The organism is Halochromatium sp. (assembly GCF_054919635.1).
On record NZ_JBUDPI010000020.1, the window covers coordinates 1 to 21936 of the forward strand.

26 protein-coding genes are annotated in these 21936 nt (G+C 63.5%); 5 read left to right on the forward strand and 21 right to left on the reverse strand.

Annotated elements, in window-relative coordinates; all coding sequences use genetic code 11:
• The 8 genes from ACY693_RS02555 to ACY693_RS02590 form a co-directional block, all read right to left on the reverse strand.
• Nucleotides 1-358, reverse strand: a 358-nt coding sequence (locus ACY693_RS02555; protein ID WP_462320263.1) for a cell envelope integrity TolA family protein, incomplete at its 3' end; no start/stop codon positions are given.
• 10 nt (nt 359-368) lie between these two features.
• Nucleotides 369-821 (reverse strand): protein TolR, encoded by a 453-nt coding sequence (gene tolR, locus ACY693_RS02560; protein ID WP_462320264.1) that lies wholly within the window; start codon nt 819-821, stop codon nt 369-371.
• Between the two features lie 57 nt (nt 822-878).
• Complete coding sequence (tolQ, locus tag ACY693_RS02565) at nt 879-1553, reverse strand: protein TolQ (protein ID WP_462320265.1); 675 nt, start codon at nt 1551-1553, stop codon at nt 879-881.
• Nucleotides 1543-2019, reverse strand: a complete 477-nt coding sequence (gene ybgC, locus ACY693_RS02570) for a tol-pal system-associated acyl-CoA thioesterase (RefSeq protein WP_462320266.1) — start codon at nt 2017-2019, stop codon at nt 1543-1545. The genes tolQ and ybgC overlap by 11 nt, the downstream gene beginning before the upstream one ends.
• A 207-nt stretch (nt 2020-2226) precedes the next feature.
• On the reverse strand, nt 2227-3333 hold the full coding sequence (gene ruvB / locus ACY693_RS02575; protein WP_462320267.1) for a Holliday junction branch migration DNA helicase RuvB: 1107 nt from the start codon (nt 3331-3333) through the stop codon (nt 2227-2229).
• 148 nt (nt 3334-3481) lie between these two features.
• Complete coding sequence (ruvA, locus tag ACY693_RS02580; protein ID WP_462320268.1) at nt 3482-4102, reverse strand: Holliday junction branch migration protein RuvA; 621 nt, start codon at nt 4100-4102, stop codon at nt 3482-3484.
• A gap of 95 nt (nt 4103-4197) precedes the next feature.
• On the reverse strand, nt 4198-4731 hold the full coding sequence (gene ruvC / locus ACY693_RS02585) for a crossover junction endodeoxyribonuclease RuvC (protein ID WP_462320269.1): 534 nt from the start codon (nt 4729-4731) through the stop codon (nt 4198-4200).
• A gap of 47 nt (nt 4732-4778) precedes the next feature.
• On the reverse strand, nt 4779-5528 hold the full coding sequence (locus tag ACY693_RS02590; RefSeq protein ID WP_462320270.1) for a YebC/PmpR family DNA-binding transcriptional regulator: 750 nt from the start codon (nt 5526-5528) through the stop codon (nt 4779-4781).
• A 234-nt stretch (nt 5529-5762) separates the two neighbouring features.
• Here ACY693_RS02590 and zapD point away from each other — a divergent pair, with 234 nt between their 5' ends.
• Together zapD and ACY693_RS02600 are read left to right on the forward strand one after the other, a co-directional pair.
• On the forward strand, nt 5763-6554 hold the full coding sequence (gene zapD, locus ACY693_RS02595) for a cell division protein ZapD (RefSeq protein ID WP_462320271.1): 792 nt from the start codon (nt 5763-5765) through the stop codon (nt 6552-6554).
• A gap of 7 nt (nt 6555-6561) precedes the next feature.
• On the forward strand, nt 6562-6786 hold the full coding sequence (locus ACY693_RS02600; protein WP_462320272.1) for a DNA gyrase inhibitor YacG: 225 nt from the start codon (nt 6562-6564) through the stop codon (nt 6784-6786).
• Nucleotides 6787-6914: 128 nt separating this feature from the next.
• Here ACY693_RS02600 and ACY693_RS02605 read toward each other — a convergent pair whose 3' ends face one another.
• Nucleotides 6915-8120, reverse strand: a complete 1206-nt coding sequence (locus ACY693_RS02605; RefSeq protein ID WP_462320273.1) for a TraB/GumN family protein — start codon at nt 8118-8120, stop codon at nt 6915-6917.
• Between the two features lie 185 nt (nt 8121-8305).
• Here ACY693_RS02605 and ACY693_RS02610 point away from each other — a divergent pair, with 185 nt between their 5' ends.
• Together ACY693_RS02610 and ACY693_RS02615 are read left to right on the forward strand one after the other, a co-directional pair.
• Nucleotides 8306-8767, forward strand: a complete 462-nt coding sequence (locus ACY693_RS02610) for a hypothetical protein (protein WP_462320274.1) — start codon at nt 8306-8308, stop codon at nt 8765-8767.
• 28 nt (nt 8768-8795) lie between these two features.
• A complete protein-coding gene (locus ACY693_RS02615; protein WP_462320275.1) occupies nt 8796-9119 on the forward strand; it encodes a DUF3301 domain-containing protein in 324 nt (107 codons plus the stop codon).
• 84 nt (nt 9120-9203) lie between these two features.
• On the opposite strand, the gene ACY693_RS02620 is transcribed toward ACY693_RS02615, so the two are convergent.
• From ACY693_RS02620 to ACY693_RS02650, 7 genes are all read right to left on the reverse strand, one after another.
• Nucleotides 9204-9638, reverse strand: a complete 435-nt coding sequence (locus ACY693_RS02620; RefSeq protein ID WP_462320276.1) for a ClpXP protease specificity-enhancing factor — start codon at nt 9636-9638, stop codon at nt 9204-9206.
• Between the two features lie 16 nt (nt 9639-9654).
• Nucleotides 9655-10260 (reverse strand): glutathione S-transferase N-terminal domain-containing protein, encoded by a 606-nt coding sequence (locus ACY693_RS02625; protein ID WP_462320277.1) that lies wholly within the window; start codon nt 10258-10260, stop codon nt 9655-9657.
• Nucleotides 10261-10363: 103 nt separating this feature from the next.
• Nucleotides 10364-10540, reverse strand: coding sequence for a hypothetical protein (locus ACY693_RS02630; RefSeq protein WP_462320278.1), 177 nt, complete (start codon nt 10538-10540; stop codon nt 10364-10366).
• A 38-nt stretch (nt 10541-10578) separates the two neighbouring features.
• Entirely contained in the window at nt 10579-11322 is a 744-nt protein-coding gene (locus ACY693_RS02635) for a cytochrome c1 (protein ID WP_462320279.1), read from the reverse strand.
• Nucleotides 11319-12578, reverse strand: coding sequence for a cytochrome b (locus tag ACY693_RS02640; protein WP_462320280.1), 1260 nt, complete (start codon nt 12576-12578; stop codon nt 11319-11321). The genes ACY693_RS02635 and ACY693_RS02640 overlap by 4 nt, the downstream gene beginning before the upstream one ends.
• Nucleotides 12578-13177 (reverse strand): ubiquinol-cytochrome c reductase iron-sulfur subunit, encoded by a 600-nt coding sequence (petA, locus tag ACY693_RS02645; RefSeq protein WP_462320281.1) that lies wholly within the window; start codon nt 13175-13177, stop codon nt 12578-12580. Before petA ends, ACY693_RS02640 begins: the two co-directional genes overlap by 1 nt.
• A gap of 266 nt (nt 13178-13443) precedes the next feature.
• Nucleotides 13444-14196 (reverse strand): Nif3-like dinuclear metal center hexameric protein, encoded by a 753-nt coding sequence (locus ACY693_RS02650; RefSeq protein ID WP_462320282.1) that lies wholly within the window; start codon nt 14194-14196, stop codon nt 13444-13446.
• A gap of 129 nt (nt 14197-14325) precedes the next feature.
• Between ACY693_RS02650 and ACY693_RS02655 the strand changes: the two genes are divergently transcribed.
• On the forward strand, nt 14326-15726 hold the full coding sequence (locus tag ACY693_RS02655) for a S1C family serine protease (RefSeq protein WP_462320283.1): 1401 nt from the start codon (nt 14326-14328) through the stop codon (nt 15724-15726).
• Between the two features lie 14 nt (nt 15727-15740).
• On the opposite strand, the gene ACY693_RS02660 is transcribed toward ACY693_RS02655, so the two are convergent.
• The 5 genes from ACY693_RS02660 to ACY693_RS02680 all read right to left on the reverse strand — a co-directional run.
• Nucleotides 15741-17759: a BatD family protein gene (locus tag ACY693_RS02660; RefSeq protein ID WP_462320284.1), complete on the reverse strand. Its 2019-nt coding sequence runs from the start codon at nt 17757-17759 to the stop codon at nt 15741-15743.
• 5 nt (nt 17760-17764) lie between these two features.
• Nucleotides 17765-19789, reverse strand: coding sequence for a VWA domain-containing protein (locus ACY693_RS02665; RefSeq protein WP_462320285.1), 2025 nt, complete (start codon nt 19787-19789; stop codon nt 17765-17767).
• A 124-nt stretch (nt 19790-19913) separates the two neighbouring features.
• Complete coding sequence (locus ACY693_RS02670) at nt 19914-20960, reverse strand: vWA domain-containing protein (protein WP_462320286.1); 1047 nt, start codon at nt 20958-20960, stop codon at nt 19914-19916.
• Nucleotides 20961-21494, reverse strand: coding sequence for a DUF4381 domain-containing protein (locus ACY693_RS02675; RefSeq protein WP_462320287.1), 534 nt, complete (start codon nt 21492-21494; stop codon nt 20961-20963).
• The coding region (locus tag ACY693_RS02680; protein ID WP_462320288.1) for a DUF58 domain-containing protein at nt 21494-21936 on the reverse strand (443 nt) is incomplete at its 5' end. The genes ACY693_RS02675 and ACY693_RS02680, both read right to left, overlap by 1 nt.

A 21936-nucleotide genomic window follows, 5' to 3' on the forward strand; every position in this document is an offset into this window, starting at 1 on the left:
GCTCGGGCGCGGGCTCGGGCTCGGGCTCGGGCGCAGGCGCAGGTTCTGGCTCAGGCTCACGCTCAGGCTCAGGCTCAGGCTCAGGCTCGGGCTCGGGCTCGGGCTCGGGCAGCCTGGATGACTCAGCCTCCCTCTGCACCGTCTTCGGATCGCCGCTAGAGCCTGCCTGCAGCGCGGCGATCTGCTCCGCGATCTCGGGTGACTGATCCATTTGCGCCTGGATCATCTGCTCAAAGGCACCAAGACGCTGGCTCTGCATCCGCCAATCGATGCCCAGGACCATCAGCACAATCAGCGCCAGGTGCAATAGGATCGACCAGAGATAGGCCCTCGGGAAGCGCTGCAGGATCTCCCACATGGTACGCCTGTCAGCGGCGCTCCTGGCCTGCTGCGCCCACCGGAGGCTGGGTCACCAGGCCGACGCTCGGCACGCCAGCGGCCTGAGCGGCGACCATCGCATCGATCACAACGCCGTAGTCGACGCTGGCATCGGCACGTACGACCACAGCGAGGGCCGCGTCAGCCGCGCGTGCCGCGCGCAAGCGCTCGTAGAGCAGCTGTTGATCAACCGGCAGCAGATCGGCATCGCCGAAATCGAGATAGGTATCGCCGAAACGATCGATATGGATGATCACGGGCGGCGCACCCTCGCCGGCCTGGGGCTCGGCATCGGCCTCGGGGAGATCCACCTTGACCCCCTGGGTAATCAAGGGTGCTGTCACCAAGAAGATGACCAAGAGCACCAGCATCACGTCGATATAGGGCACGACGTTGATCTCCGCCATCGGCCGGCGACGCTGGCGACGGGCTTTGCGCGTCATGATATAGGACCGTGAAACAAGCGCTTCACCGTCCGGGGTGGTGACGCGACATGGAGGTTAGCCTCGTCCCTGGCGCTGCAACAGAATCGAGAACTCCTCCATGAACTCCTCGTAGCGACTGTGCAGACGCTCGACCTGACTCGCATAGCGATTGTAGGCGACTACGGCTGGAATCGCCGCCAACAGTCCGACGGCAGTGGTGATCAGGGCCTCGGACATGCCCGGACCAACCAAGGCCAACGTCGCCTGCTGCATGTTGCCGAGCGCCTGAAACGCATGCATGGTGCCCCAGACCGTGCCAAACAGACCGATGTAAGGGCTGGTGGAGCCTACGGTCGCGAGAAACGGTAGGTTGGCCTCGAGCCGATCGACCTCGCGGCTCAGCGCCACCCGCATCGAGCGCTCCGCACCCTGGATCAGACCCTGTAGGTCATTCGGCGTTACCTTGCGTAGGCGCACATACTCCTTGAAACCGTTGCGGAAGATCATGGGCAGCCCGGTCAACCGCCGCTCATCCTGGCTGAGGTCGCGATAGAGGGCGCTGAGATCGCCACCGGACCAGAACTTCTGCTCGAAGGCATCGGCCGTCGAGCGTGCCTGGCGCAGCACCCGAGCGCGATCGAAGATCGCCGCCCAGGAGAGGACCGAGGCTAGCACCAGCAGCAGCAAGACCAGCTTGACGACCAGGCCGGCCTGCGCGACCAGGTCGATGAGGGACAGCTCAGAGCCCATAGGGCATGTCTCCGTTGGCGAGGGCGTCTGTGGGCGCTGACGGTGTTGGAGCTGCTGCAAAGGCGCTCAGCAAGACCTCGGGAATGCGTGTCGGACGCATACCACGGGCATCAATACAGGCCACATTGACCTGTGCGCGACAGCACGGCTGCCCATCGGCGGCGTCGAGCACCTGCTGATCGAAATCAAGGCAGGCACGGCGCCGACTCGCGACGGCCACCGTTACACGCAGGCCCTGATCCAGACAAGCCGGCCGCAGGAAATCCAGCGACATCTTCCGCACCGCAAACAGGATGCCCTGCTCGCTGCGCAGCCGTTCCTGCTCGAAGCCGAGCGTGCGCAGCCATTCGGTGCGCGCGCGCTCGAGAAAATGCAGATAGCGCGCGTGATAGACCACACCACCTGCATCGGTGTCTTCATAGTAGACACGAACCGGCCATTCAAAGACGGGGGCCTGCGGAGACATAACAACGGGTTGCGGCACAGCTGTTGAGGGAGAGCGACCATCTGCGCTCGGACGAAAACCAGCGCAGCCCATAAGTTTACCTGGATTAGAGGTGAAAGCCATGGATTGCGTAATCTCAATCCGCCCAGGCAGTCACCATCCCCCGCTCATTCGGTGAGTCGGCTCATCGACGCAGCGCAGCGCGTTCGGTGCACCTGGTATCGCCGGCTAGGAATCTGCTCCCGATGGGGCAGATGGATTGATCGGGGTGTCAAACAGATCGTCGGACACATGCTTTCCGGCAGGGCTTGGCTCAAGATCGAGCAAGTCGGGCTGCGGCGGGCTCAGGCCGAAATGCTGATAGGCAGTCTTGGTCGCCATGCGACCGCGTGGGGTGCGCATCAGGTAGCCCTGCTGGATCAGGAACGGCTCGAGCACGTCCTCGATCGTGCCGCGCTCCTCGCCGATCGCGGCGGCCAGGCTCTCCACCCCGACCGGCCCGCCGTCGAACTTCTCGATCACCGCGCTGAGCAGCCGCCGATCCATGTGGTCGAAGCCTTGGGCATCGACCTTCAGCATCGCCAGCGCCTGATCGGCGACCGCTCGGCTGATCTCACCATTAGCGCGTACCTGAGCGAAGTCGCGCACCCGGCGCAGCAGCCGATTCGCGATGCGCGGCGTGCCGCGCGAGCGGCGTGCGATCTCGCCGGCACCCTCGGCATCCGTCTCGATCGCTAGGATCTCGGCCGAGCGGCGCACGATGCGCGCCAGATCCGCATCCGAGTAGTACTCGAGCCGCTGCACGATACCGAAGCGATCGCGCAGCGGCGAGGTCAGAAGCCCGGCACGCGTGGTCGCACCAACGAGCGTGAACGGCGGCAGATCGAGCTTGATCGAGCGCGCGGCTGGCCCGTCGCCAATCATGATGTCGAGCTGGAAGTCCTCCATCGCCGGATAGAGCACCTCCTCAACCACCGGGCTCAGGCGATGGATCTCGTCGACAAAGAGCACATCGCCCGACTCTAGGTTGGTCAGCAGGGCCGCCAGATCGCCCGGCTTCTCTAGCACCGGCCCCGAGGTCTGGCGCAGGTTGACCTGCATCTCATGGGCGATGATGTGCGACAGCGTGGTCTTGCCGAGCCCAGGTGGACCGAAGATCAGGGTGTGGTCGAGTGCTTCACCACGACCGCGCGCAGCGCCGATGAAGATCTCCATCTGCTCGCAGACCGCAGGCTGGCCGACATAATCGGCGAGTCGGCGCGGGCGGATCGCGCGATCGAGGGCGCCATCATCACTGGCGGCGGTCGGGCTAATGACGCGGTCTGGCTCAGTCACTGAAGGGGCTTCGGGGCGGTGCCTAAGTGTGGTGTTGGAAGACGCCTAAGTTCGTGTTTGCGGGTATCAAGCCGCTGACCTACTGAACGGCAGCGCCTCGCCCTGCAGCTCGCCGAGCAATGCACAATGCGCCGGGCCAGTCGAGCCTTCAACTCGGTGTCACCGACTTCAGTGCAGCGCGGATGATCTCCTCCGAGGTCTTGGCGCCGTCATCGGCAGCACGCGCCATGCGGTTCGCGTCTGCGGGTTTGTAGCCGAGCGCGATCAGTGCGCTGATGGCATCGGCCAGCGGATCATCAACCACGGCGGCCGGCGTTAACGCCTCGCCAGCGATGACGCTTTGGCTCAGGGCCGGCGCATGACCCAGCTCGGCGATCCGGTCCTTCATCTCCATCACCAAGCGTTGCGCGGTCTTCTTGCCGATGCCAGGCAGTCGGCTCAGCATGGTGACGTCCTCTTGCTCGACGCATTGGGCAAAGCGTGTCGCGTCCATCCCAGAGAGGATCGCGAGCGCCATCTTGGCACCGACGCCGGTCACACGCAGCAGGGCCCGAAAGAGTGCTCGATCGTGGTCGCTGCGAAAGCCGTAGAGCACATGCGCATCATCGCGGATCACGAGATGCGTGACCAGCGTTACCGACTCACCGACTGCAGGCAGCTCGTAGAAGGTCGACATCGGCGCCTCGACCTCGTAGCCAACGCCGGCACACTCGATGAGCACCTGCGGCGGATGCTTGGCGATGACCTCGCCACGCAATCGGCCGATCATCGAACACACCCGCGCATTGGCCAATGCTGACAAAGATGAGTCATAGGAAAGCCTGCTCTGGACTGGCCCCGGCGGCTAATGGCCACGAGCCCTTGTCACGGCCGGAAATCCCGCCAACTAGCGGCGGCGCGCTTGCGCTGGGGGATGCCCATCGAATGGGCATGGCAGAGCGCGATGGCGAGCGCATCGGCCTCGTCCTCCCCCGGTTGATCGCTCAATGATAAGAGCACCCTGACCATGTGCTGAACCTGACTCTTGTCGGCGTTACCGGTGCCAACCACTGCCAGCTTGACCGACTTTGGGCTGTATTCATGGACGACGACACCGCCCTTGAGCCCAGCACAGAGCACTGCACCGCGGGCCTGGCCAATCTTCAGCGCGGCGGTCGCATCACGGGCAAAGATCAACTGCTCGACAGCCATCTCGTGCGGACGATACTCGGTGACCAGCGCCGCAACCTGATCGAAGATCAAGCCGAGTCGCTCCGGCCAGGCATGTTGTCCGACGCGCACGCAGCCGCGCGCGATGCAGATGCTGCGCTGGCCATCGGTATCGATCACCCCGTAGCCGGTGTTACGCGAGCCAGGGTCGATACCGAGCACGCGATGCCGGAGCGGCGAGTGCACCATCAGCGACTGGCTCGGCCCTGAGTCCCTTTCGACGATCGCTGCACGGCTTAGCTGTCGAGCGCAGCCATGATCTCGTCTGGGATGTCAGCGTTGTTGTAGACCTCTTGCACGTCGTCGAGGTCCTCGAGCGCATCGACCATCTTCAGCAGCTTCTCTGCACCCGCGGCATCGAGCTCGATCTGGGTCGCCGCGTTGAAGCTGACCTCGGAGACGCTGGTATCGAAGCCAGCCGCGGACAGTGCATCACAGACCGCGCTGAACTCTTCCGGGGCGGTGATCACGTCGAGCGAGCCGTCATCGTTGACCACGACGTCCTCAGCACCGGCCTCGAGCGCGGCCTCCATCACTGCGTCCTCATCGCTGCCGGGCTGGAAGCTGACCACGCCCTGCTTCGAGAACAGGTAGGCCACCGAGCCATCGGTGCCCAGATTGCCGCCATACTTGCTGAAGGCGTGACGCACCTCGGAGGCGGTTCGATTGCGATTATCGGTCATGCAATCGACCATGACCGCAACACCACCAGGTGCGTAGCCCTCGTAGCGAATCTCCTCATAGTTGTCACCGTCATCGGCGCCAGCGCCGCGCTTGATCGCACGGTCGACGGTATCGCGCGGCATGTTGGCACCAAAGGCCTTGTCCATCGCCAGGCGCAGCCGGGGATTGGAGCCTGGGTCACCGCCCCCCTCCCGCGCCGCGACTGTGACCTCACGGATCAGCTTGGTCCAAACCTTGCCGCGCTTCTTATCCTGCGCCGCCTTTCGGTGCTTGATATTGGCCCATTTACTATGACCGGCCATGTGACTCCCTCGGTTCGAGCCCCGGATGGCTCCGGGCCTCAGCTGCTTTGAGACAAAAACGGATTCGATGATGCCTGTTCTGACCGTTGCAGAACGCATCTAAGCGCTTCAGTCTATCACTGGCCTTGAGACGGCGGCAGTGAGACGCATGGGTCGGTTCCTTTACCCTGAACCGGCGATGCCGCAGAATCTAAACCCAAACCCGCTACCGGAAGTGCCCGAGGAACACCCATCGTGTCTGAAGAAATGATCTTCGAGCATCCGTTGAACGAACGCATTCGAACCTTTTTGAGGCTCGAGCACCTGTTCGAAAAGCTCGATTACTTCGGCGCGCGATCGGAGGACTGGAGCACGCGCGCGGCGATCGATGCCCTGCTCGACATCGTCGCCATCACCGCTCGGGCCGATATCAAGACCGAGCTGCTCAAGGAGATCGACCGCAACCTCTCGACCCTGGCGCGTGTACGGCATCAGCCGGGGGTGGACCCCAGCGCGCTCAAGGAGGTCTTTAGCGGACTAGAGCAGGCAGCGGCCGGGATTCATGAGATCAACGGGCATATCGGCAGCAGGGCACGCGGCGACGGTTTTCTTAAGGCCGTTGCCCAGCGCAGCAGTATCCCAGGCGGGGCCTGTAGCTTCGATGTCCCGCTGTACCATCACTTCTTGACTCAGCCGATCGAGCATCGGCGAGCAAGGATCAACGGCTGGACCGACGAGATGCGCCCGGTCCGCGAGGCCATTCACCTCGTGCTCTCGCTTGCGAGAACCAGCGCGACGCCGCGCAAACTGATTGCCCCGGAAGCCTTCTTCCAAGAGGCGTTGGACCATCATGCACCTGCCCAGCTTCTGCGGGTTGGAATCAGCCCGGATTGGTCCGTCTATCCTGAGATCAGCGGACACAAGAACCGCTTTAGCATCCGCTTCATGCAAGCAAATATGGAAGCAAGTATGGAAACAAGTCAGGCCGGACGGCCATCACAGTCGTCTGATGACATCCCCTTCCTGCTAACCTGTTGCGTGTTTTGATCGAGCGATGCCAACGACCGTTGCCTGCCCAACCTGTGGCAAGAGGATCATCTGGGGAAGCGAATCGCCCTGGCGACCGTTTTGCAGCGAGCGCTGCAAGCTACTCGATCTCGGCGATTGGCTCGACGAGAACCATCGGATCAGCGAGGACCTCGAGAGCCCCGACAGCTCATCAGGGACGACGAGGCGCTGGCCCGAGCCCGACGATGAGGATGGGCTTGCTCGCCACTAGGTCAGCCTAACGGAGCCCTAGCCTTGTAAGGTCGACCCTTTGGGCTCGACCCGGTGGTGGCAACTGTCGAGCCAGCGCGCGAGTCCTGATGAGAGGCTACGCTGACTGGAAGTGCGTCGCCAAGTCGTTCAGGTGACGAGGCGATCGATGATGCGAAAGCCGGCGAGATAGGTGCCGACCGCAGAGCCAAGGGTGCTGAAGATAAACACCAGCAACACCCGCGAAACACGGTTTCGCCACCAGCCACGCAGACTGGTGACATCATCGCGCAGGCTGCCAAAATCGCCGACGCTCGGACGCCGCAGCCACAGCTCCAAGGCCCCGGCCACCATCCCCGCGCCGATCGTCGGGTTCAGCGAGGTCAGGGGCGCTGCACAGAAGGCACCCAGCACCGTCAAAGGATGGGCGGCAGCGAGAGCCGCACCTAGGGCCGAAAGGCCACCGTTGATTAACACCCAGTCGGCGACCATGTTCCAGCCAAGCGCGGCACTGCGCGTAAATCCGTACGCGAAGACGCCGAGAATCACGACCACCAGGGCCCAGGGAAAGAGTCGCCAAAAACGCGAGGGCGGGGGCACCTGATCAAGGGCGGCGATGGTGCTCTCCGGCGATTCGGCATCCTGCTCGAGCTGCTCCGAGAGTCCCTTCAGATGCCCGGCGCCCACCACCGCCAAGATCCGTCGGTACCCTTGCTGCTCGGCCTCTTGCCGCAGGCGCGCCGCCATATATTGGTCGCGCTCGGTGATGAGTGGCTTGTATAGGCTCGCGCGATCCTGGGCGAACTCTGCGAAGGCAGTCTCGAGGATGTCGCCCTGCTTGAGATACTCGACTTCCTCTTCCGTTACCTTCTCGCGCGTCAACAGACCAGCCAATAGCCCACTGAACAGATTCAAGCGCTGAAAGAAGCCGATGTTATGCGCGGCTCGGCGCAGGGTGACGCCCAGTTCCCGATCGATCAACAGCAGAGGCAGCCGACGCGCCTGCGCCAGGCGCATTGCCACGCGCTGCTCGGCGCCTGGCTCGATGCCGAACTGATCAGCAATACGCTGTTGGTAGGCGCCTAAGGCCAAACTCGCGGCGACCATATAGACTCGGCGCTGGCGAATCACGGCGAACAGGTCCAGGCGCGCCAAGGCGGCGGGGTCGGTCATCGATTGCGCACGGCTGCCGCACAGCTCGACCGCAACTGCATCGACCTCCAGACCATCAGGGCCAAGCAGCTCGGCCACCTTATCGGCGCTCGCCTGTGAGACATGTGCAGTGCCGAGGAGGGTGATCTGGGTCGAGCCAACCTGAGCTTCTTGAATCGGTTCTTCGGGTAGTGGAGCGCTCACAAAGACCTAGCAGTGAAGATCGCAAACGCTGCATGATACACGGGCGCCAGGCGGCGCAGCAAAAGGCCAGGCGCGGCCCGGTTGCGAGCAGCTGCGACCGGCTGCAATCGGCCTGACTGGCGGCGACCCGCTGGCTCGCCTATCATCGCGCACTTCAGAGAGCCAAAGAGCAACGCCTGTCGACTGTGACCAAGCCCTCTCGGTATCCGGAGACAGCGCGGCCCGCGCAGCGGGTCGTGATGCGCGCAGCTAGGGCGCTGCTGCTCATCGCGCTCGTGGGTAGCGGCTGTGCACAAGTGAAGGACGATGCAAACCGCATCGCGCTGGAGAACACACTCAGCAGTTACCGCCAGGCCATCCGTTGGGGCTATTGTCCGGCTGCCGCTGGATTCCTGAGCCCCGAGCAACGCACCGAGCTCGACACGAGCCGACTCGAGAATATCCGCGTGACGGGCTATGAGGTCATTCAGCCTGGCGTTATTGGAGCCGACGATACCGCGGTGCAACTGGTGCAGATCCAGTATGTGCTCGAGGATCGGCAGCGCCTCGAGCAAGTCGCCGACCGACAGCACTGGCGTTATGACCCTGCGACCGAGGCTTGGTGGCTCGAATCCGGCTTACCGTCGTTTGCTAACCCAGCGCAATGAGCCTGAACGCGGAGCACCCGGGGCTGACATGGTCGTGAGCGAACAATTGTTGGCACTGGTGCTCGTGCTCGGGGTCGGCTGGCTCTGGCTGGACGGCGCGCGAGCCCGCGAGATGGCTGTCGGCCTTGCGCAGCGCGCTTGCGAGGAGCGTGGCGTGCAACTGTTGGATCAGGCGGTCGCCCTCCGGCGGCTAGGTCTACGTTGGCGCACTCAGGGCTTGCGTATTCGACGCGTCTATCGCTTTGAGTTTAGCGAAGAGGGCGTTGGTAGGCGCACGGGCTATTTGGTGCTGCTTGGGCTCGATCTCGTCGACCTCAGCCTCGGACTGCCACACCGAAGCGACGACGCCTGAGCTGAGTGCTGCAGCTTATGGGACCGACGACAGCTGGCTGGGCGCAGTGCAGCCTGCAATGCTAGCCCAATCGACAGGAACGGCTCATTTGACGACCCGAAGCGCGGGCCGTTTCGCTTTCTCCTCTGAGCCTTCCGGGCCTTCTGGCGGTTCTTTGCCGTCATCTGGCTGGTCGGAGCCGGAATCATCCGCGCTCGCCGCGTCGGCAACCTCCTGCTCAGGAAACAGCATCCCATGGCCGTTTTCGCGGGCGTAAATGCCGAGCACCGCAGTGACCGGAATCTCGACCGGAAACGAACGTCCACTAAAGCGCGCCGAAAAGAGCACCGCGTCATTGCCGAGGACGAGTCCCTGAACGGCGCTCGCTGCCACATTGAGCACGATGCGCCCGTCGGCCACATAGCCGCGAGGCACGACGACCCCTGGCATCTCGGCATCGACCAACAGGTGCGGGGTCAGATCGTTATCGGCGATCCATTCGTAAAGCGCGCGGATCAGATACGGGCGATTCGACGTCATCGGCAGCTCCGAGAGTCTAGGCGAGGCCCGTCACCATGTCGCGCTCAGCCTCGGTCAAACTGGAGCGAAATGAGGGCCATTCGAAGATACGCGCCGCATACTCGGTCACTGGACTAGCGGCCGCAGGCAGCTCGAGATCGAGCACCGGCAAGCGCCAGAGTAATGGTGCGACGCAGCAGTCGACAAGCGAAAATTCGTCGCTCATGAAGAAACGATTGGCGGCAAAGATCGGCGCAACGGCGACGAGGCTTTCAATCAGCTCCTTACGTGCTTGATCGGCAGTCTTGCTGTCACCGATGGAGATCGTACGCATGCGATCGTACCAATCATGATCGACCCGGTAGATGAACAGGCGCGCATTCGCGCGGCCAACTGGATCGACCGGCAGCAACGGCGGATGCGGAAAGCGCTCGTCCAAATATTCCATGACGATCAGTGATTCATACAGACGCAAATCGCGATCGACCAGCGTCGGAACCGTGCCGTAGGGGTTAACGTCCACGAGGTCGTCTGGTAGAGCCTGTGCATCTACATCGATGATCTCGATGTTGATCCGCTTCTCGGCAATCACCATCCGCACACGATGGCAGTACGGACAGGTGGGATCGGAGAAGAGGGTCATGGTCGATCGTCTGTTGCCAGCCACTGGCTCTGTTTCCTGACGAAGAGCTTACCGCTGCACAACGGGGGAGCACAGAAGCAGGCTACAGATGGTTACGAGAGAGTCATAAAGACAAGGCGCCGCTCTCCCCGGAGACTGACGCCAGCACCAAAGGATACACCCAAAACCAGCGCATAGGGCCGGAAACGAAGCGCGGCAGGGCGATGACGGCAAAAGCCAGACGCAAAACGGCGATCGGCAGCTCGAAGCCACCGACCGCCGTCGGTACAGGGTATTGCAAGCGCAGCGAGCTCCAGCTGCATACCCAGGCCGTTCGGCTTAATGCACGTCCTTCCAGAACTCCCGCTTCAGATAGAAGGCGAGTATAAACAGCAGGCCAAGGAACAGCAGGACGTAGAGGCCGAGCTGACGTCGCTCGAGCTTGTAGGGCTCGCCGACGTAGGTCAGGAAGTTGGTCAAATCCCTAACCAGAACGTCGTACTCTGCCGGCGTTAGCTGTCCTGGCTCCACCAACTTGACATCGACCACGTGACCGCCGCCCTCGCCGTGGTCGTCATGCCCGCCGGCGTAGACCGGCGCCTGGACACCCTGCAGATGGGCAAATGGATGTGGCATCCCGACGTCGGGGAAGACCAGGTTGTTGACCCCATAGGGTCGCGTATCGTCCACATAGTAGGCCTTCAGATAGCTGTAGACCCAGTCTGGCGAGCGCCAGCGCGTCACCAAGGTCAGATCCGGGATCTCGGTGCCGAACCAGTTAACGCCATCAGTCGGCTTGAGGGCGTTGGTCATCATGTCGGTCGGCTTGGCATCGCCGAACAGCAGATTCTCGCGCAGCTCGTCCTCTGGGATGCCAAGGTCATCGGCCATGCGCTGATAGCGCATGTACTGCAGCGAATGGCAGCCCATACAGTAATTGACGAAGTACTTCGCGCCTCGCTGCAGCGAAGCCTTATCCTTTAGGTCAACGTTGGCATCCTCGAGCTCAGGGCCATGACCACCGGCCGCCATCGCCGTCAGCGGGGCTAAGATGAGGGCAGCAACAAGGATTAACTTTCTCATGACGTCACCCTCTCTGGAACCGGCTTCGTCTTTTCGAGCTTGGTGTAGATCGGCATCAGCAAGAAGAAGGCGAAATACACGACCGTGAAGATCTGCGCGAGCAGCGTGTAGAGTTCTGTCGACGGCTGCAACCCAAGGTAGGCCAAGACGACGAAGGAGACAGCGAACGCCCCCAAGAAGAAGCGCGACAGCGGCCCTTTGTAGCGCATCGATCTGACCGGACTGCGATCCAGCCAAGGCAGGAAGAACATGATCAGGATGGCACCGAACATCACCACGACACCAGGGAACTGGGAGCCGGCAATCGGCGGCACCGCGCGCAGCATCGCGTAGTAGGGGGTAAAGTACCACACCGGCGCGATGTGCTCGGGCGTCTTCAGCGGATCAGCCGGCTGAAAGTTTGGTCCTTCAAGGAAAAGCCCGCCCATATCCGGTGCGTAGAAGACCACCAGAGAGAAGATCGCGAGGAAGACGACCAAGCCGGTGATGTCCTTCACCGTGTAGTAAGGATGGAAGGGGATACCGTCGGCAGGCTGGTTGGGGTCCCACTTATTGCCTTTCGGTCCCTTCTTGATCTCGATGCCGTCCGGATTGGTTGAGCCGACCGTATGCAGCGCAACGATGTGTAAGAACACCAGCGCCACAAGCACGAATGGAATCACGAAGTGGAAGGCAAAGAAGCGATTGAGCGTGACGTCGGAGATCACATAGTCACCGCGCACCCAGGTCGACAGCTCGGCACCGACCTCGGGGACGGCCGCGAACAGATTCACAATGACCTGCGCGCCCCAGTAGGACATCTGCCCCCAGGGGAGGAGGTAGCCGAAGAAGGCCGTCGCCATCCTCGCCAGGTAGATCACCACCCCGATGATCCACAGCAGCTCACGGGGGCTCTTGTATGAGCCCCACATCAGCCCTCGGAACATGTGGAGATAGACGAGGATGAAGAAGAATGACGCACCTGTGGAATGGATATACCTCAGGAGCCAACCCCAGTTCACATCGCGCATGATGTATTCGACCGACGCGAAGGCCTCTTCTGCCGAGGGCTTATAGGCCATCGCCAGCCACAGACCGCTGACGATCTGGATGATGAGCACCACCAGAGCCAGCGAGCCGAAAATCGACCACAGCCCCATATTCTTGGGGGCGTAGTATTGAGCCATGTGGTCGTTCCACACGGCCATGACCGGAAAACGCTTATCCAGCCAACCGAGAAACCCTCTCGGCGCTGTATCGACCGTCTCAACGCTCATCAGGCGGCTCCTGCTTCATCCTCACCAACAAGGATGGTTGATTCGTTCGTGTACATGTGTTTCGGGATGACGAGATTCGTCGGTGCCGGAACCCCTTTGTAGACCCGGCCGGCCAGATCGAACTTCGAGCCATGGCATGGGCAGAACCAGCCACCCTTCCACTCGGGCCCGAGGTCATCCGGCGCAAACTCGGGACGATAGGTCGGCGAGCAGCCTAGGTGGGTGCAGATCCCGATCGCGACGAAGTAGCGTGGATTGATCGCCCGGACCGGATTCTGGCAGTACTCTGGCTGCTGCGACTCAACTTGGGAGGCAGGATCGACCAGTTTTGGCTCGAGTGTTGGTAAGGACTCAAGCATCGTATCGGTGCGATGTACCACCCAAATCGGCTGACCGCGAAATTTGACGCGAAGCAGCGCGCCTGGTTCCAGTTTGCTGACATCCGCCTCGACCGGAGCGCCCGCGGCTCGTGCCCGCGCGCTTGGATTCATAGAGGAGATGAAAGGGACGGCCACGAAGCCGACGCCGACGGCACCGACTGCGCTCGTTGCGGCAACGAGGATGCGCCTGCGGCCCTTATCCGTGCCTTGTTCGTTCATGCGTTTGTCGACCCCTCGCTAGGCTCGATGAACGACCTCCCGCGCGACGAGACGGTCGAACAGTCTGATGATGAAAATAAGAATATCGCTAATCTTTGCATAACCGACCGCGCATTCTCCACGAAGCGAGCGACCCGGGTCAAGAAAGACCCCGACTGATCAGGGTTTTAGAGCGCTCGATCTGAGCCGACCATTAAAGCCAAGAGCACCGTCAAGGGCTACGACAAAGGTCAAAAAACCGACTCCATCCATGGACTTTGTGCAACCTAGACGGGATTGTCGATCTCGATAAACCGATGCTCGATCTCGAACGCCGCAGCCAGCTCGGCGCCGAGCGCTTGGACCCCGTAGCGCTCGGTGGCATGATGACCGGCGGCGAGGTAGTCAATCCCAAGCTCACGCGCTAGGTGCACGGTCTGCTCAGCGATCTCGCCACTGAGATAACAATCGACCCCCAACGCAGCCGCCCGCTCAATCGCACCCTGCGCCGCTCCGGTGCACCAAGCAACTCGGTGCACGGGAGCGTCGACCGCAGCGATGTGCAAAGGTTCGCGTCCGAGCGCACGTCCCACCTGCTCCGCAAACAGGGCGCCCTGCATGGGTCTAGGCAAGAGACCGGTCCAGAGGAGATCATCGTTGCCGCCGGAGGGTGCGGCATCCAGAAGTCCGAGCCGAAGCCCGAGCTGACGATTGTTACCCACCTCAGGATGGGCATCCAAGGGCAGGTGATAAGCAAGCAGGCTGATGTCAGCGCGCATCAGTGCGCGGATGCGGCGTCCTTTAACACCGGTCAGGGGTGCGGCCTCACCTTTCCAAAAGAAGCCATGGTGGACGAGGAGTGCGTCCGCCTCGGCCTCAACTGCCGCAGCGATTAAGCGCTCGCTGGCGGTAACGCCAGTCACCAGACGGCGGATCGGGCGCATGCCTTCGACCTGCAGCCCGTTCGGGCAATAGTCGCTGAAGCGCTCGACGCCGAGCAGCTGGTCGCAGTAGGCGGCAATCTCAACAGCGGAAGTCATCGATTTGTTAACCAATGCGGGTTGGATAGCGGTAGGATAGTGGCAGGAGCTCAAGATGATGGTTCAGCGCATCAGTGAATCCCAGCAGTCGGTCCCGTAGTCGGTCCAGCACCGTGATAGCGTAATCGGATGCGTGCAACATCCCACAGTATCACATTAACCCTGGTCGGCTTCATCGCCGGGGCTACCGTCGTCTACGCGCTCGATCACCTGCCATCGATCAAGGCTGCCCCTGACGCTGGCCGGCCAGCATCTGGCCGCCAGGCATCTGGCCACCAAACCGGAGACGCTAGCTCTGCAGGCAGCTCTAATGGCGCCAGCTCAGCAGCCATCCCCGGCATCAACCTAGACGCAGCGCCAGGCTTCGCTGATGCGGTTGCTATGGCCGCCCCTGCGGTGGTGAGCCTGTATGCGGCCAGTTCCCAAATTGGCTCCCACATTGGCCCCCAGGCCGGCTCCCACACCAGCATCCGCAAGCAGAGCGCTCACCTGAGCGGGGAAAGCCGCAGCGAGCTGCTCACCTCGACCCGAGCAGGCAGACCGCTCAATCAGCCTGCAACCAGACTTGGCGCCGGGGTCGTCATCGCAAGCCAGGGGTTGATTGTCACCAACGGACACCTCGTGCGTGATCGCGATCAGATCAGGATCGAGCTCGTCGATGGCCGCATCTTGCCCGCTGAGCTACTCGGCATCGATGATGCCACCGACCTTGCCGTACTCCGGTCTCCGTTGGCTGAAGTTGCGCCGATTGCCCTTGGCGACCCAAGCAGTCTGCGCGTTGGCGACGTCGTCCTGGCAATCGGCAATCCCTACGGCATCGGCCAGACCGTAAGCCTCGGCATCGTCTCTGCAACGGGCCGCAAGCAGCTCGGCCTCACTGAGGTCGAGGACTTCATCCAAACCGATGCAGCGATCAATCCCGGCAATTCCGGTGGTGCCTTGGTCGACACCGCTGGACGCTTGGTTGGCATCGCCACCGCCGGGCTCAGCGAGAGCGGCCATTCCGAGGGGGTGGGCTTCGCCATCTCCTCCACCCTCGTGATGCAAGTCGTCGAGGCGATCGTCGAAGAGAGCACCGACGATCGCTTGGCCAACCAGGGCTGGCTCGGGATCGGCGGCCGCAGCGTGACCCAGGAGCTCGAGCAACGCTTCGGGCTGCGCATATCGAGCGGCGTTCTAGTCTCAAGCCTGATCGAGGACGGGCCGGCCGCAGCCGCCGGCCTGCGCGCCGGCGACGTGATCACTGCCTTCGCCGGCCAGCAGGTCGGCGACGCCTCCCAGCTCTGGGAGCTGATCAGGACCACGGCGTTGGAGCATGAGGTGCCCCTCGTCTTGTGGCGCGGCAGCAAGCGCATCGACCTGACTGTTCGTGCACCAGAGCTGGAGGCACAACTGCACACAGAGGTGACCGATTCCGAGCCCCATTGGAACGGCGACCGCACCGCCGGCGACCGGCATCAAGCCCGGCTTGAGATCAAGGACGCTATCCATCACCAACGGCCCTGCGAGCCTCGCAGCAGCGATTGTTGAGGCGAAACCTGCCGTCAATTGGCGTGCTTTGGGTATAACGGCGCGACCGGATCAATCGAACCTCGTCTCGGCGCCCGGGCCGCCCCCAAGCCAGGCTTGAGTGCTGCCCACAAGGCATCGCCCCGCCAGCCCCCCTGACCCGATCCACTGCCGTAAAGCTGCCGCTCAAGGGTCAGGATCTGGTCGCCACCGCGCGCCGCGCGCTCGGCGAGGGCACTGAGCCCGCACGGCGGATCATCAGGCCAGATCGCACCAGCCCAGGCCAGCAGTGCGCTAGCCGCAGCCCGCGGATCATCGCGCTCGCAAGCACTGCGAAGCGCATCACGGGCTTGACGTGCTTGGAGCGATGTTTCCAGCTCTTGGCGAAGCTGGGTCTGCAGCTGCAACCGGGACAGCGAGGCCCCTCGCAAACGAGGCCAGAGAAATCGTACAGCAGTGGCTAGCACCAGCAGCAAAGCGAGGAGCAACAGGCCACCTCGACTCAGTAGCCAAGCCAGCACACCCTGCCCCTGTTCTCTCTCCGGACCAGCCGCAGCGTTCCCGACGATGGCCCCAGGATCTATAGCCCCTTCGCCGGCTGACACCCCACCTCCAGCCGCGGGATCGGTCCGTGCATCGCCCTTGCCATCACCGAGCGCAGCATCTGCAGCCACCTCAGGCGCAGCAGCAGCAACCGGGCCGGCAATGCTCAGCGCGAGTGCCGGTACCCGCGCAGTCCGCTCCTGATTCGCTGCGGTGTCCCACCACGACACCTCGATCGGCGGTAGCTCGACCTCACCCCCAGTGGTCGGAATGAGGGTCAGCTGCTGACGGCTGATGCCGATCAAGGTTTCGCCATCGCTACGCGTCTCGGATTCGGTTTGGCCGGGATAGACCCGAAACCCAGGTGGCACCGGAATCTCGATCTCCGGGATCTGATTGCCGGCCAGCCCCCGGGCGGTGAGCGTCAAGATGCGAGTGGCGGGCTCACCGACCGCGAGCTGCGGTGTCTGCCCGCCATCCGCCGGGCTCCAGGAGTCATCAACCTCCAGCGCGGTCGCCGGTAGCCAGTGCTCTCCGCTAAAGCCCGCAGCGCTTGGTGCGACCTCCAGGGTCAGCGCCTCGGACTGCGCTCGTGCCGGCTCGCCGCGCTCGAACATCGAGCCTGCTGCGCCAAATCGCATATCTCCCAGCATGCGTTCGAGCATCGGGTCATCGAACAGATCGGGCAGTCCAGGCATTGCAAGCGAGCCCGGTCGACGGCCAGCGTTGGCGGTCTTGAGCTCGGCCTCGAAGACGATCGGCGGGATGCGCAAGGTCCCGCTGCGCTCCGGGTTGAGGGTATAGCGACGCTCGATCACGCGATACTGCTGACCGGCCCGCGTCGTCAGGCTGCCTTGATCACGACCAATCCGGGTCAGCACCGCGCCCTCGATGGTTGGCATCTCAATCGCGTAGTCGAGCAACGGCCGAGCACTGTAGGCGCGCACCACCAGCGGCACCTGCTGCTGGACGATGAGCTTGTCCGGGGCTGCGTCGGTCGCCCCATCACCACCAGCGCCGAGCTCAACCTCGAGCCAGACCTCGTCGCCGGGCGTCCCAAGCCCGCCCTCTGGCACGGCCTCGACAACGAGCGTCAGTGGCTCGGTGGTGGCTGAGCCAACCGAGATCGGCGGAATCGTCAAGCGGCCCGGTTGCTTGGGCCGCAAGGCGACCTGCCAACTGGTCTTATCGGAGCGCCGGCCGTTGATGAACTGGGTCTGCTGCGAGGTATTGACCCCGCCGACCTCAAAGTCGGCATCCAATGGCGTCAGATCCGGCTCTTGGCCGAGGGAGCGCCCGGCTCTCTCGATGGTCAAGAGCACCAGGTCACCCTCATAGACCTGAGTCTGGTTGAGAATGGCGCGCGCCTCATCGGCGACGCCAAGCCCCGGCATCAGCAGCAACAATGCCATCAGGAGCAGGAATCCGAGCATCCGCCCCGGGACTGGTGCCTGGGATCGACGTTGCCTAGCGATGCGCCACGCGAGATCAGCTCGATCGGGGGTCTTCATTGCCATCACCAAGGTCTTCCGGCCGAGGGACGCTCCAGGTCACCCTGCCGAGTCTGATATTGGTAGAGAAATTTTCGCCGCAGCAGCTCTGCGGGGTCATCGGGGATGCGCCGCAGCCACTGCTCCGCAGCTTGCCGGGCCTCCCGCTCCTGCGGGTCGAGGGCCGCGCTCGCATCGGCTAGCGCAGGCTGCTGATCGGCTGTTGAACCCTGATCCTGTGCGCTCTCATCCTCCCGGGATTGAGCGCTCGCTGCCTCGTCCCGGTAATCGGCGGCTGCCTGCTCGCTGCGCGCCGCGTCCGCCGTCGCTGATTCTGGCACGCCCTCGGCCTGGCTCGAATCGGCAGCTTGTTCCGCAGCGCCTGCTGACGAATCCGCAGAGGCTTGCTCCTGTCGCGCAGCAGAGGTCTGGTCTCCTGCTTGCTGCTCGCTGGACGCCCCCTGTCCGGCTTGCTGCTCAGCCTGCGAGTCTGCCTCTGCCTCGCCTTGCTGTTGCTCCTCGGCCTTGTCGTCGTCTTCTGATGCAGCGCCCTCGGATTGCGGGTCGGTTTGCTGGTCAGGCTGTTGATCGGGTGATTGGCCGGACTCCTGCTCGCCCTGTTGATCGTCTTGCTGGTCAGGCTCTTGCTCTGGCTGCTGCTGCGTAGACTGTTCCTGGGGCTGATTAGGCTGTTGCTGCTGAGCCCGCAGGGCGGCCTCGACCTGCCCGCGGTTGTAACGGGCATCGTCGAAGTCCGGCTCTCGCTCAAGCGCCGCATCATAGGCCGCAAGCGCAGCCTCTAGCTCGCCACTGCGCGCTAGCGCGTTGCCCCGATTGTAGTGATCGACGGCGGTGTCGCCGGTCGCAAACCAGTCTGCCGCATCCTGGTAATCGCCGAGACGATAGGCGGCACTCCCGGCGCGTGCCGGCGCCTTCGCCAGGGCCCGTGCCTGCTCCAGCTCACCGGCGGCAAAGGCCTCCGCGGCCTGCTGGTCTTGGCGCTGCCAGAGATCGGTCCAGCCGAATGCGAGCGCTGGCTCAGGTAGCACCAGCACAGCAGGACCCAAGGCGAGCAATAGGGTCATCAACCAACCACGCCGAAATGCCAGTGCCGCTAGCGGAAGCAGCAGCACGGCCAGCCAAGGCCCGAGCTCCTGCCAACGTTCGGCAAGCATGGGGTCACGCTCGGCCACCGCGCGCGGGCGAGCAGTCGGATCGATGAGCACCTGATCCAGATCGTGATCACCGCTGATCAGGGTCGCATAGCGCCCCGCGCCGGCCGCAGCCAGCGCTTCCAGTGCCGGGATGTCGAGCTGGCTCATCACCGGACCATTGGCCGTGGTGACACCGGGCACCGGCGCGCCCTCGGCGGTACCAACACCGATCACGCCAAGCCGGTGTCCCGCTTCGCGCACCTGCTCAGCGGCCTGAAGCGCACGCACGCCACCGGCGTCGTCGCTCAGCAGGATCACCTCGCCATTGCGCGCTCCGGCTTGCCTGAGCAGGTCCAGCCCGAGCGCAATCCCCGCATCCGGTCGACTCCCCTGAACCGGCATGATCTGCGGACTCAGCGCCCCGAGCATGGCACGGATGGTCTCGGCATCATCGGTCAGCGGCGAGACGGCAAAGGCCTCACCGGCAAACACGACCAGTCCAACCTGGCCATCTTGGCTACGACTAAGGACATCGGCGACCTTGTAGCGCGCACGCTCCAGGCGCGACGGGGTCAGGTCCTCGGCCAACATCGAGCGCGAGAGATCAAGCACCACCACCCGGGCCGCATCGCTGCGGAAGGCTGGCACCGGCTCGCGCTCAAAGGTGGGATTGGCCAGCGCGAGCACCGCAAGCAGCCAGCCGCTCGTCAGCAGCAGCAGTGGCAGCCGGCTGCCGCGGGCGCCGCTACCCACCGTCAGCACGGCGAGCAAACGCGGATCGATCACCCGCCGCCAGGCCGCGCCCGCAGCATCGGCACGCCAGCCGAGCCAGAGCAGCAGCCCGAGCGGAATCAGCGCCAAAAGCCACAGCGGTTCGATGAAATGAAACTCGCTCATAAGAGACACTCCAGCAGGCGGCCTTGAGGGGCTGTTCTCGCCCAGCTCAACAGCCGCCCGCATGCTGTTTGCGCGTCCTCGATGGGTCGAGCCGTTGCCAACGACCAGCGCCGGCTACAACCTGCTAGACGCCACGACTCGGCAGCCACTGCCGCAGTCCCTGTTGTGTCCGCTCGATCAGGCCCATACGACCAACCGCCGCCAAGGCACTGAGCAGCAACGCGAGACCTAAGGGCCAGGCGAAGAGTTCCCCAACCGGACGGAAGGTCTGTTGATCCGATTCGACCGGCTCAAGCTCATCGAGCACCGCATAGATGCGCTGCAACTCGCGCACATCGCGCGCGCGGAAATAACGCCCGCCGGTGCGCTCGGCGATTGCCGAGAGGGTGGCTTCATCGATCGGGTTGCGGCCCATGCCCAGGCCAAAGGCGCCAAAGCCGGCACGCGGGTCGGAGCCAACGCCGATGGTATAGATGCGCACACCGGCCTCGTCCGCCAGCTCAGCCGCCTTGAGTGGCGCGATGCTGCCGGCGGTGTTGGCGCCGTCGGTCAAGAGCACCAGCACCCGTTCTTCAATGGGCTGATCGCGCAGCCGCTTCACCGCGAGCCCAATGGCATCGCCGATCGCGGTCTCACGCCCAGCGAGGCCCACCGCGGATTCGAACAACAGGGTCCGCGCGGTGGCGCGGTCAAAGGTCAGCGGGGTCTGCACATAGGCCTGCTGACCGAACAGGATCAGACCAATACGATCTCCCTCCCGGCGTTCGATAAAGTCACCGGCCACGGCCTTGACCGCCATCAGCCGATCCACCACCTGCCCGCCGATCACCATATCCTCTTCGGTCATAGAGCCCGAGATATCAACGGCGAGCATCAAATCACGCCCGGCCATCGGTAATGGGATCGGCTCGCCGAGCCATTGCGGACGTGCCGCAGCTAGCACCAACAGCAGCCAGGCCAAGAGCGCGAGCAGCAGCGTCCAGCGCTGCGGCGCAGTGGCTGCATGGTCCTGACTGCGGCTTAACATCCGATAGAAGGGTACCCGCAGTGCCGAAGGGGCGATGGGCTCGGCTCGCGGCAGCCCGAAACGCACCAGCAACGGCAATGGCAAGGCTAGCAGCAGCCAAGGCCAAGCCAGATGCAGCTCGACACCGGGAATCAACCCATCCATTCAGGCATTCCTCCAGAGCCAATCGCGCGCGATGCCGAACAGGGCCTGCTGCTTATCGTCCTGCTCGCACAGCTGACGCTCAGGGGCATAGGCGCCCTGCGCGAGCAGCTTGCCGGCGCCGCCGGTAAAGCGCCCATCACCGCCAGTGCGATCGAGAAACTCAAGCCAGGCCCCTCCGGTGAGTGCCGCGACCTCGGTGCGTGGATAGCGGCTCAACGCCACCCGTTTCAGCAATGCCGAGACCGCGGCAATCAACGCTGGCCCCTGAAGCCCGGCATTCTGAAGCTGATCGAGCTCGCCGAAGATGCCCCGCCGCCGACGCAACTGTTGGTAGCGCCTCCAGCCCAACCGGCCAAGCCAGAACGCCAGCGCCAGCAGAAGCCCGAACAGCAGCCACCAACCCGGCGCAGGCGGCCAGAAGCCGGGCTCGGCAGGCAGATGGATATCACGCAGCTCAAGTCCGACGTGCGCTTGTTCTGCCGGCTGCACGCTGGCGCTGGCTGGCGCGGAGAGGGTGCTCAAGGAATCGGACATCAGGCGAAGCCTCGCGCTCGACGCGCCGGCTCAGGCTCAAGGTTGAGCGCTACCGGCGCCCCGCTGCGACCGGCGAGCAGAGCGCTTAACCGCTCGGCCGGATCATCGGTGGTCAAACATTGCAGCAGGCCGATCCCGTTCTCCACCGTCAGCTGACGCACCCGTTGGTGATGCTGCGCTAGCTCATGGGCATACCGCTCACGCTCAGCACGCGAGCGGGTATCAATCACGGCCCGCCGCCGGCCGTCACTGATCCCATAGCGACCCGGTGGCGGCGGCGCCAGCTCAAGCGGATCAAGCAGCTGAATCGCATTGACGTCGCTATGCTGAGCCAAACGGCTCAGATGATGCCTGCTGTCGGCATCAGCGCGATAGAAATCAGAGAGCAAAAAGACCAGGCTGCCGGGTCGCGCCACCCGGCGCAACCGCATCAGCGCCGCGG

Excerpts from the sequence above, each read along its gene's own strand:
- tolR (WP_462320264.1), bottom strand. The coding sequence starts at position 821 with ATGACGCGCAAAGCCCGTCGCCAGCGTCGCCGGCCGATGGCGGAGATC.
- tolQ (WP_462320265.1), bottom strand. The coding sequence starts at position 1,553 with ATGGGCTCTGAGCTGTCCCTCATCGACCTGGTCGCGCAGGCCGGCCTG.
- ybgC (WP_462320266.1), bottom strand. The coding sequence starts at position 2,019 with ATGTCTCCGCAGGCCCCCGTCTTTGAATGGCCGGTTCGTGTCTACTAT.
- ruvA (WP_462320268.1), bottom strand. The coding sequence starts at position 4,102 with ATGATCGGCCGATTGCGTGGCGAGGTCATCGCCAAGCATCCGCCGCAG.
- ruvC (WP_462320269.1), bottom strand. The coding sequence starts at position 4,731 with ATGGTGCACTCGCCGCTCCGGCATCGCGTGCTCGGTATCGACCCTGGC.
- ACY693_RS02590 (WP_462320270.1), bottom strand. The coding sequence starts at position 5,528 with ATGGCCGGTCATAGTAAATGGGCCAATATCAAGCACCGAAAGGCGGCG.
- ACY693_RS02600 (WP_462320272.1), top strand. The coding sequence starts at position 6,562 with ATGCCAACGACCGTTGCCTGCCCAACCTGTGGCAAGAGGATCATCTGG.
- ACY693_RS02615 (WP_462320275.1), top strand. The coding sequence starts at position 8,796 with ATGGTCGTGAGCGAACAATTGTTGGCACTGGTGCTCGTGCTCGGGGTC.
- ACY693_RS02620 (WP_462320276.1), bottom strand. The coding sequence starts at position 9,638 with ATGACGTCGAATCGCCCGTATCTGATCCGCGCGCTTTACGAATGGATC.
- ACY693_RS02625 (WP_462320277.1), bottom strand. The coding sequence starts at position 10,260 with ATGACCCTCTTCTCCGATCCCACCTGTCCGTACTGCCATCGTGTGCGG.
- ACY693_RS02635 (WP_462320279.1), bottom strand. The coding sequence starts at position 11,322 with ATGAGAAAGTTAATCCTTGTTGCTGCCCTCATCTTAGCCCCGCTGACG.
- ACY693_RS02640 (WP_462320280.1), bottom strand. The coding sequence starts at position 12,578 with ATGAGCGTTGAGACGGTCGATACAGCGCCGAGAGGGTTTCTCGGTTGG.
- petA (WP_462320281.1), bottom strand. The coding sequence starts at position 13,177 with ATGAACGAACAAGGCACGGATAAGGGCCGCAGGCGCATCCTCGTTGCC.
- ACY693_RS02650 (WP_462320282.1), bottom strand. The coding sequence starts at position 14,196 with ATGACTTCCGCTGTTGAGATTGCCGCCTACTGCGACCAGCTGCTCGGC.
- ACY693_RS02655 (WP_462320283.1), top strand. The coding sequence starts at position 14,326 with ATGCGTGCAACATCCCACAGTATCACATTAACCCTGGTCGGCTTCATC.
- ACY693_RS02660 (WP_462320284.1), bottom strand. The coding sequence starts at position 17,759 with ATGAAGACCCCCGATCGAGCTGATCTCGCGTGGCGCATCGCTAGGCAA.
- ACY693_RS02665 (WP_462320285.1), bottom strand. The coding sequence starts at position 19,789 with ATGAGCGAGTTTCATTTCATCGAACCGCTGTGGCTTTTGGCGCTGATT.
- ACY693_RS02670 (WP_462320286.1), bottom strand. The coding sequence starts at position 20,960 with ATGGATGGGTTGATTCCCGGTGTCGAGCTGCATCTGGCTTGGCCTTGG.
- ACY693_RS02675 (WP_462320287.1), bottom strand. The coding sequence starts at position 21,494 with ATGTCCGATTCCTTGAGCACCCTCTCCGCGCCAGCCAGCGCCAGCGTG.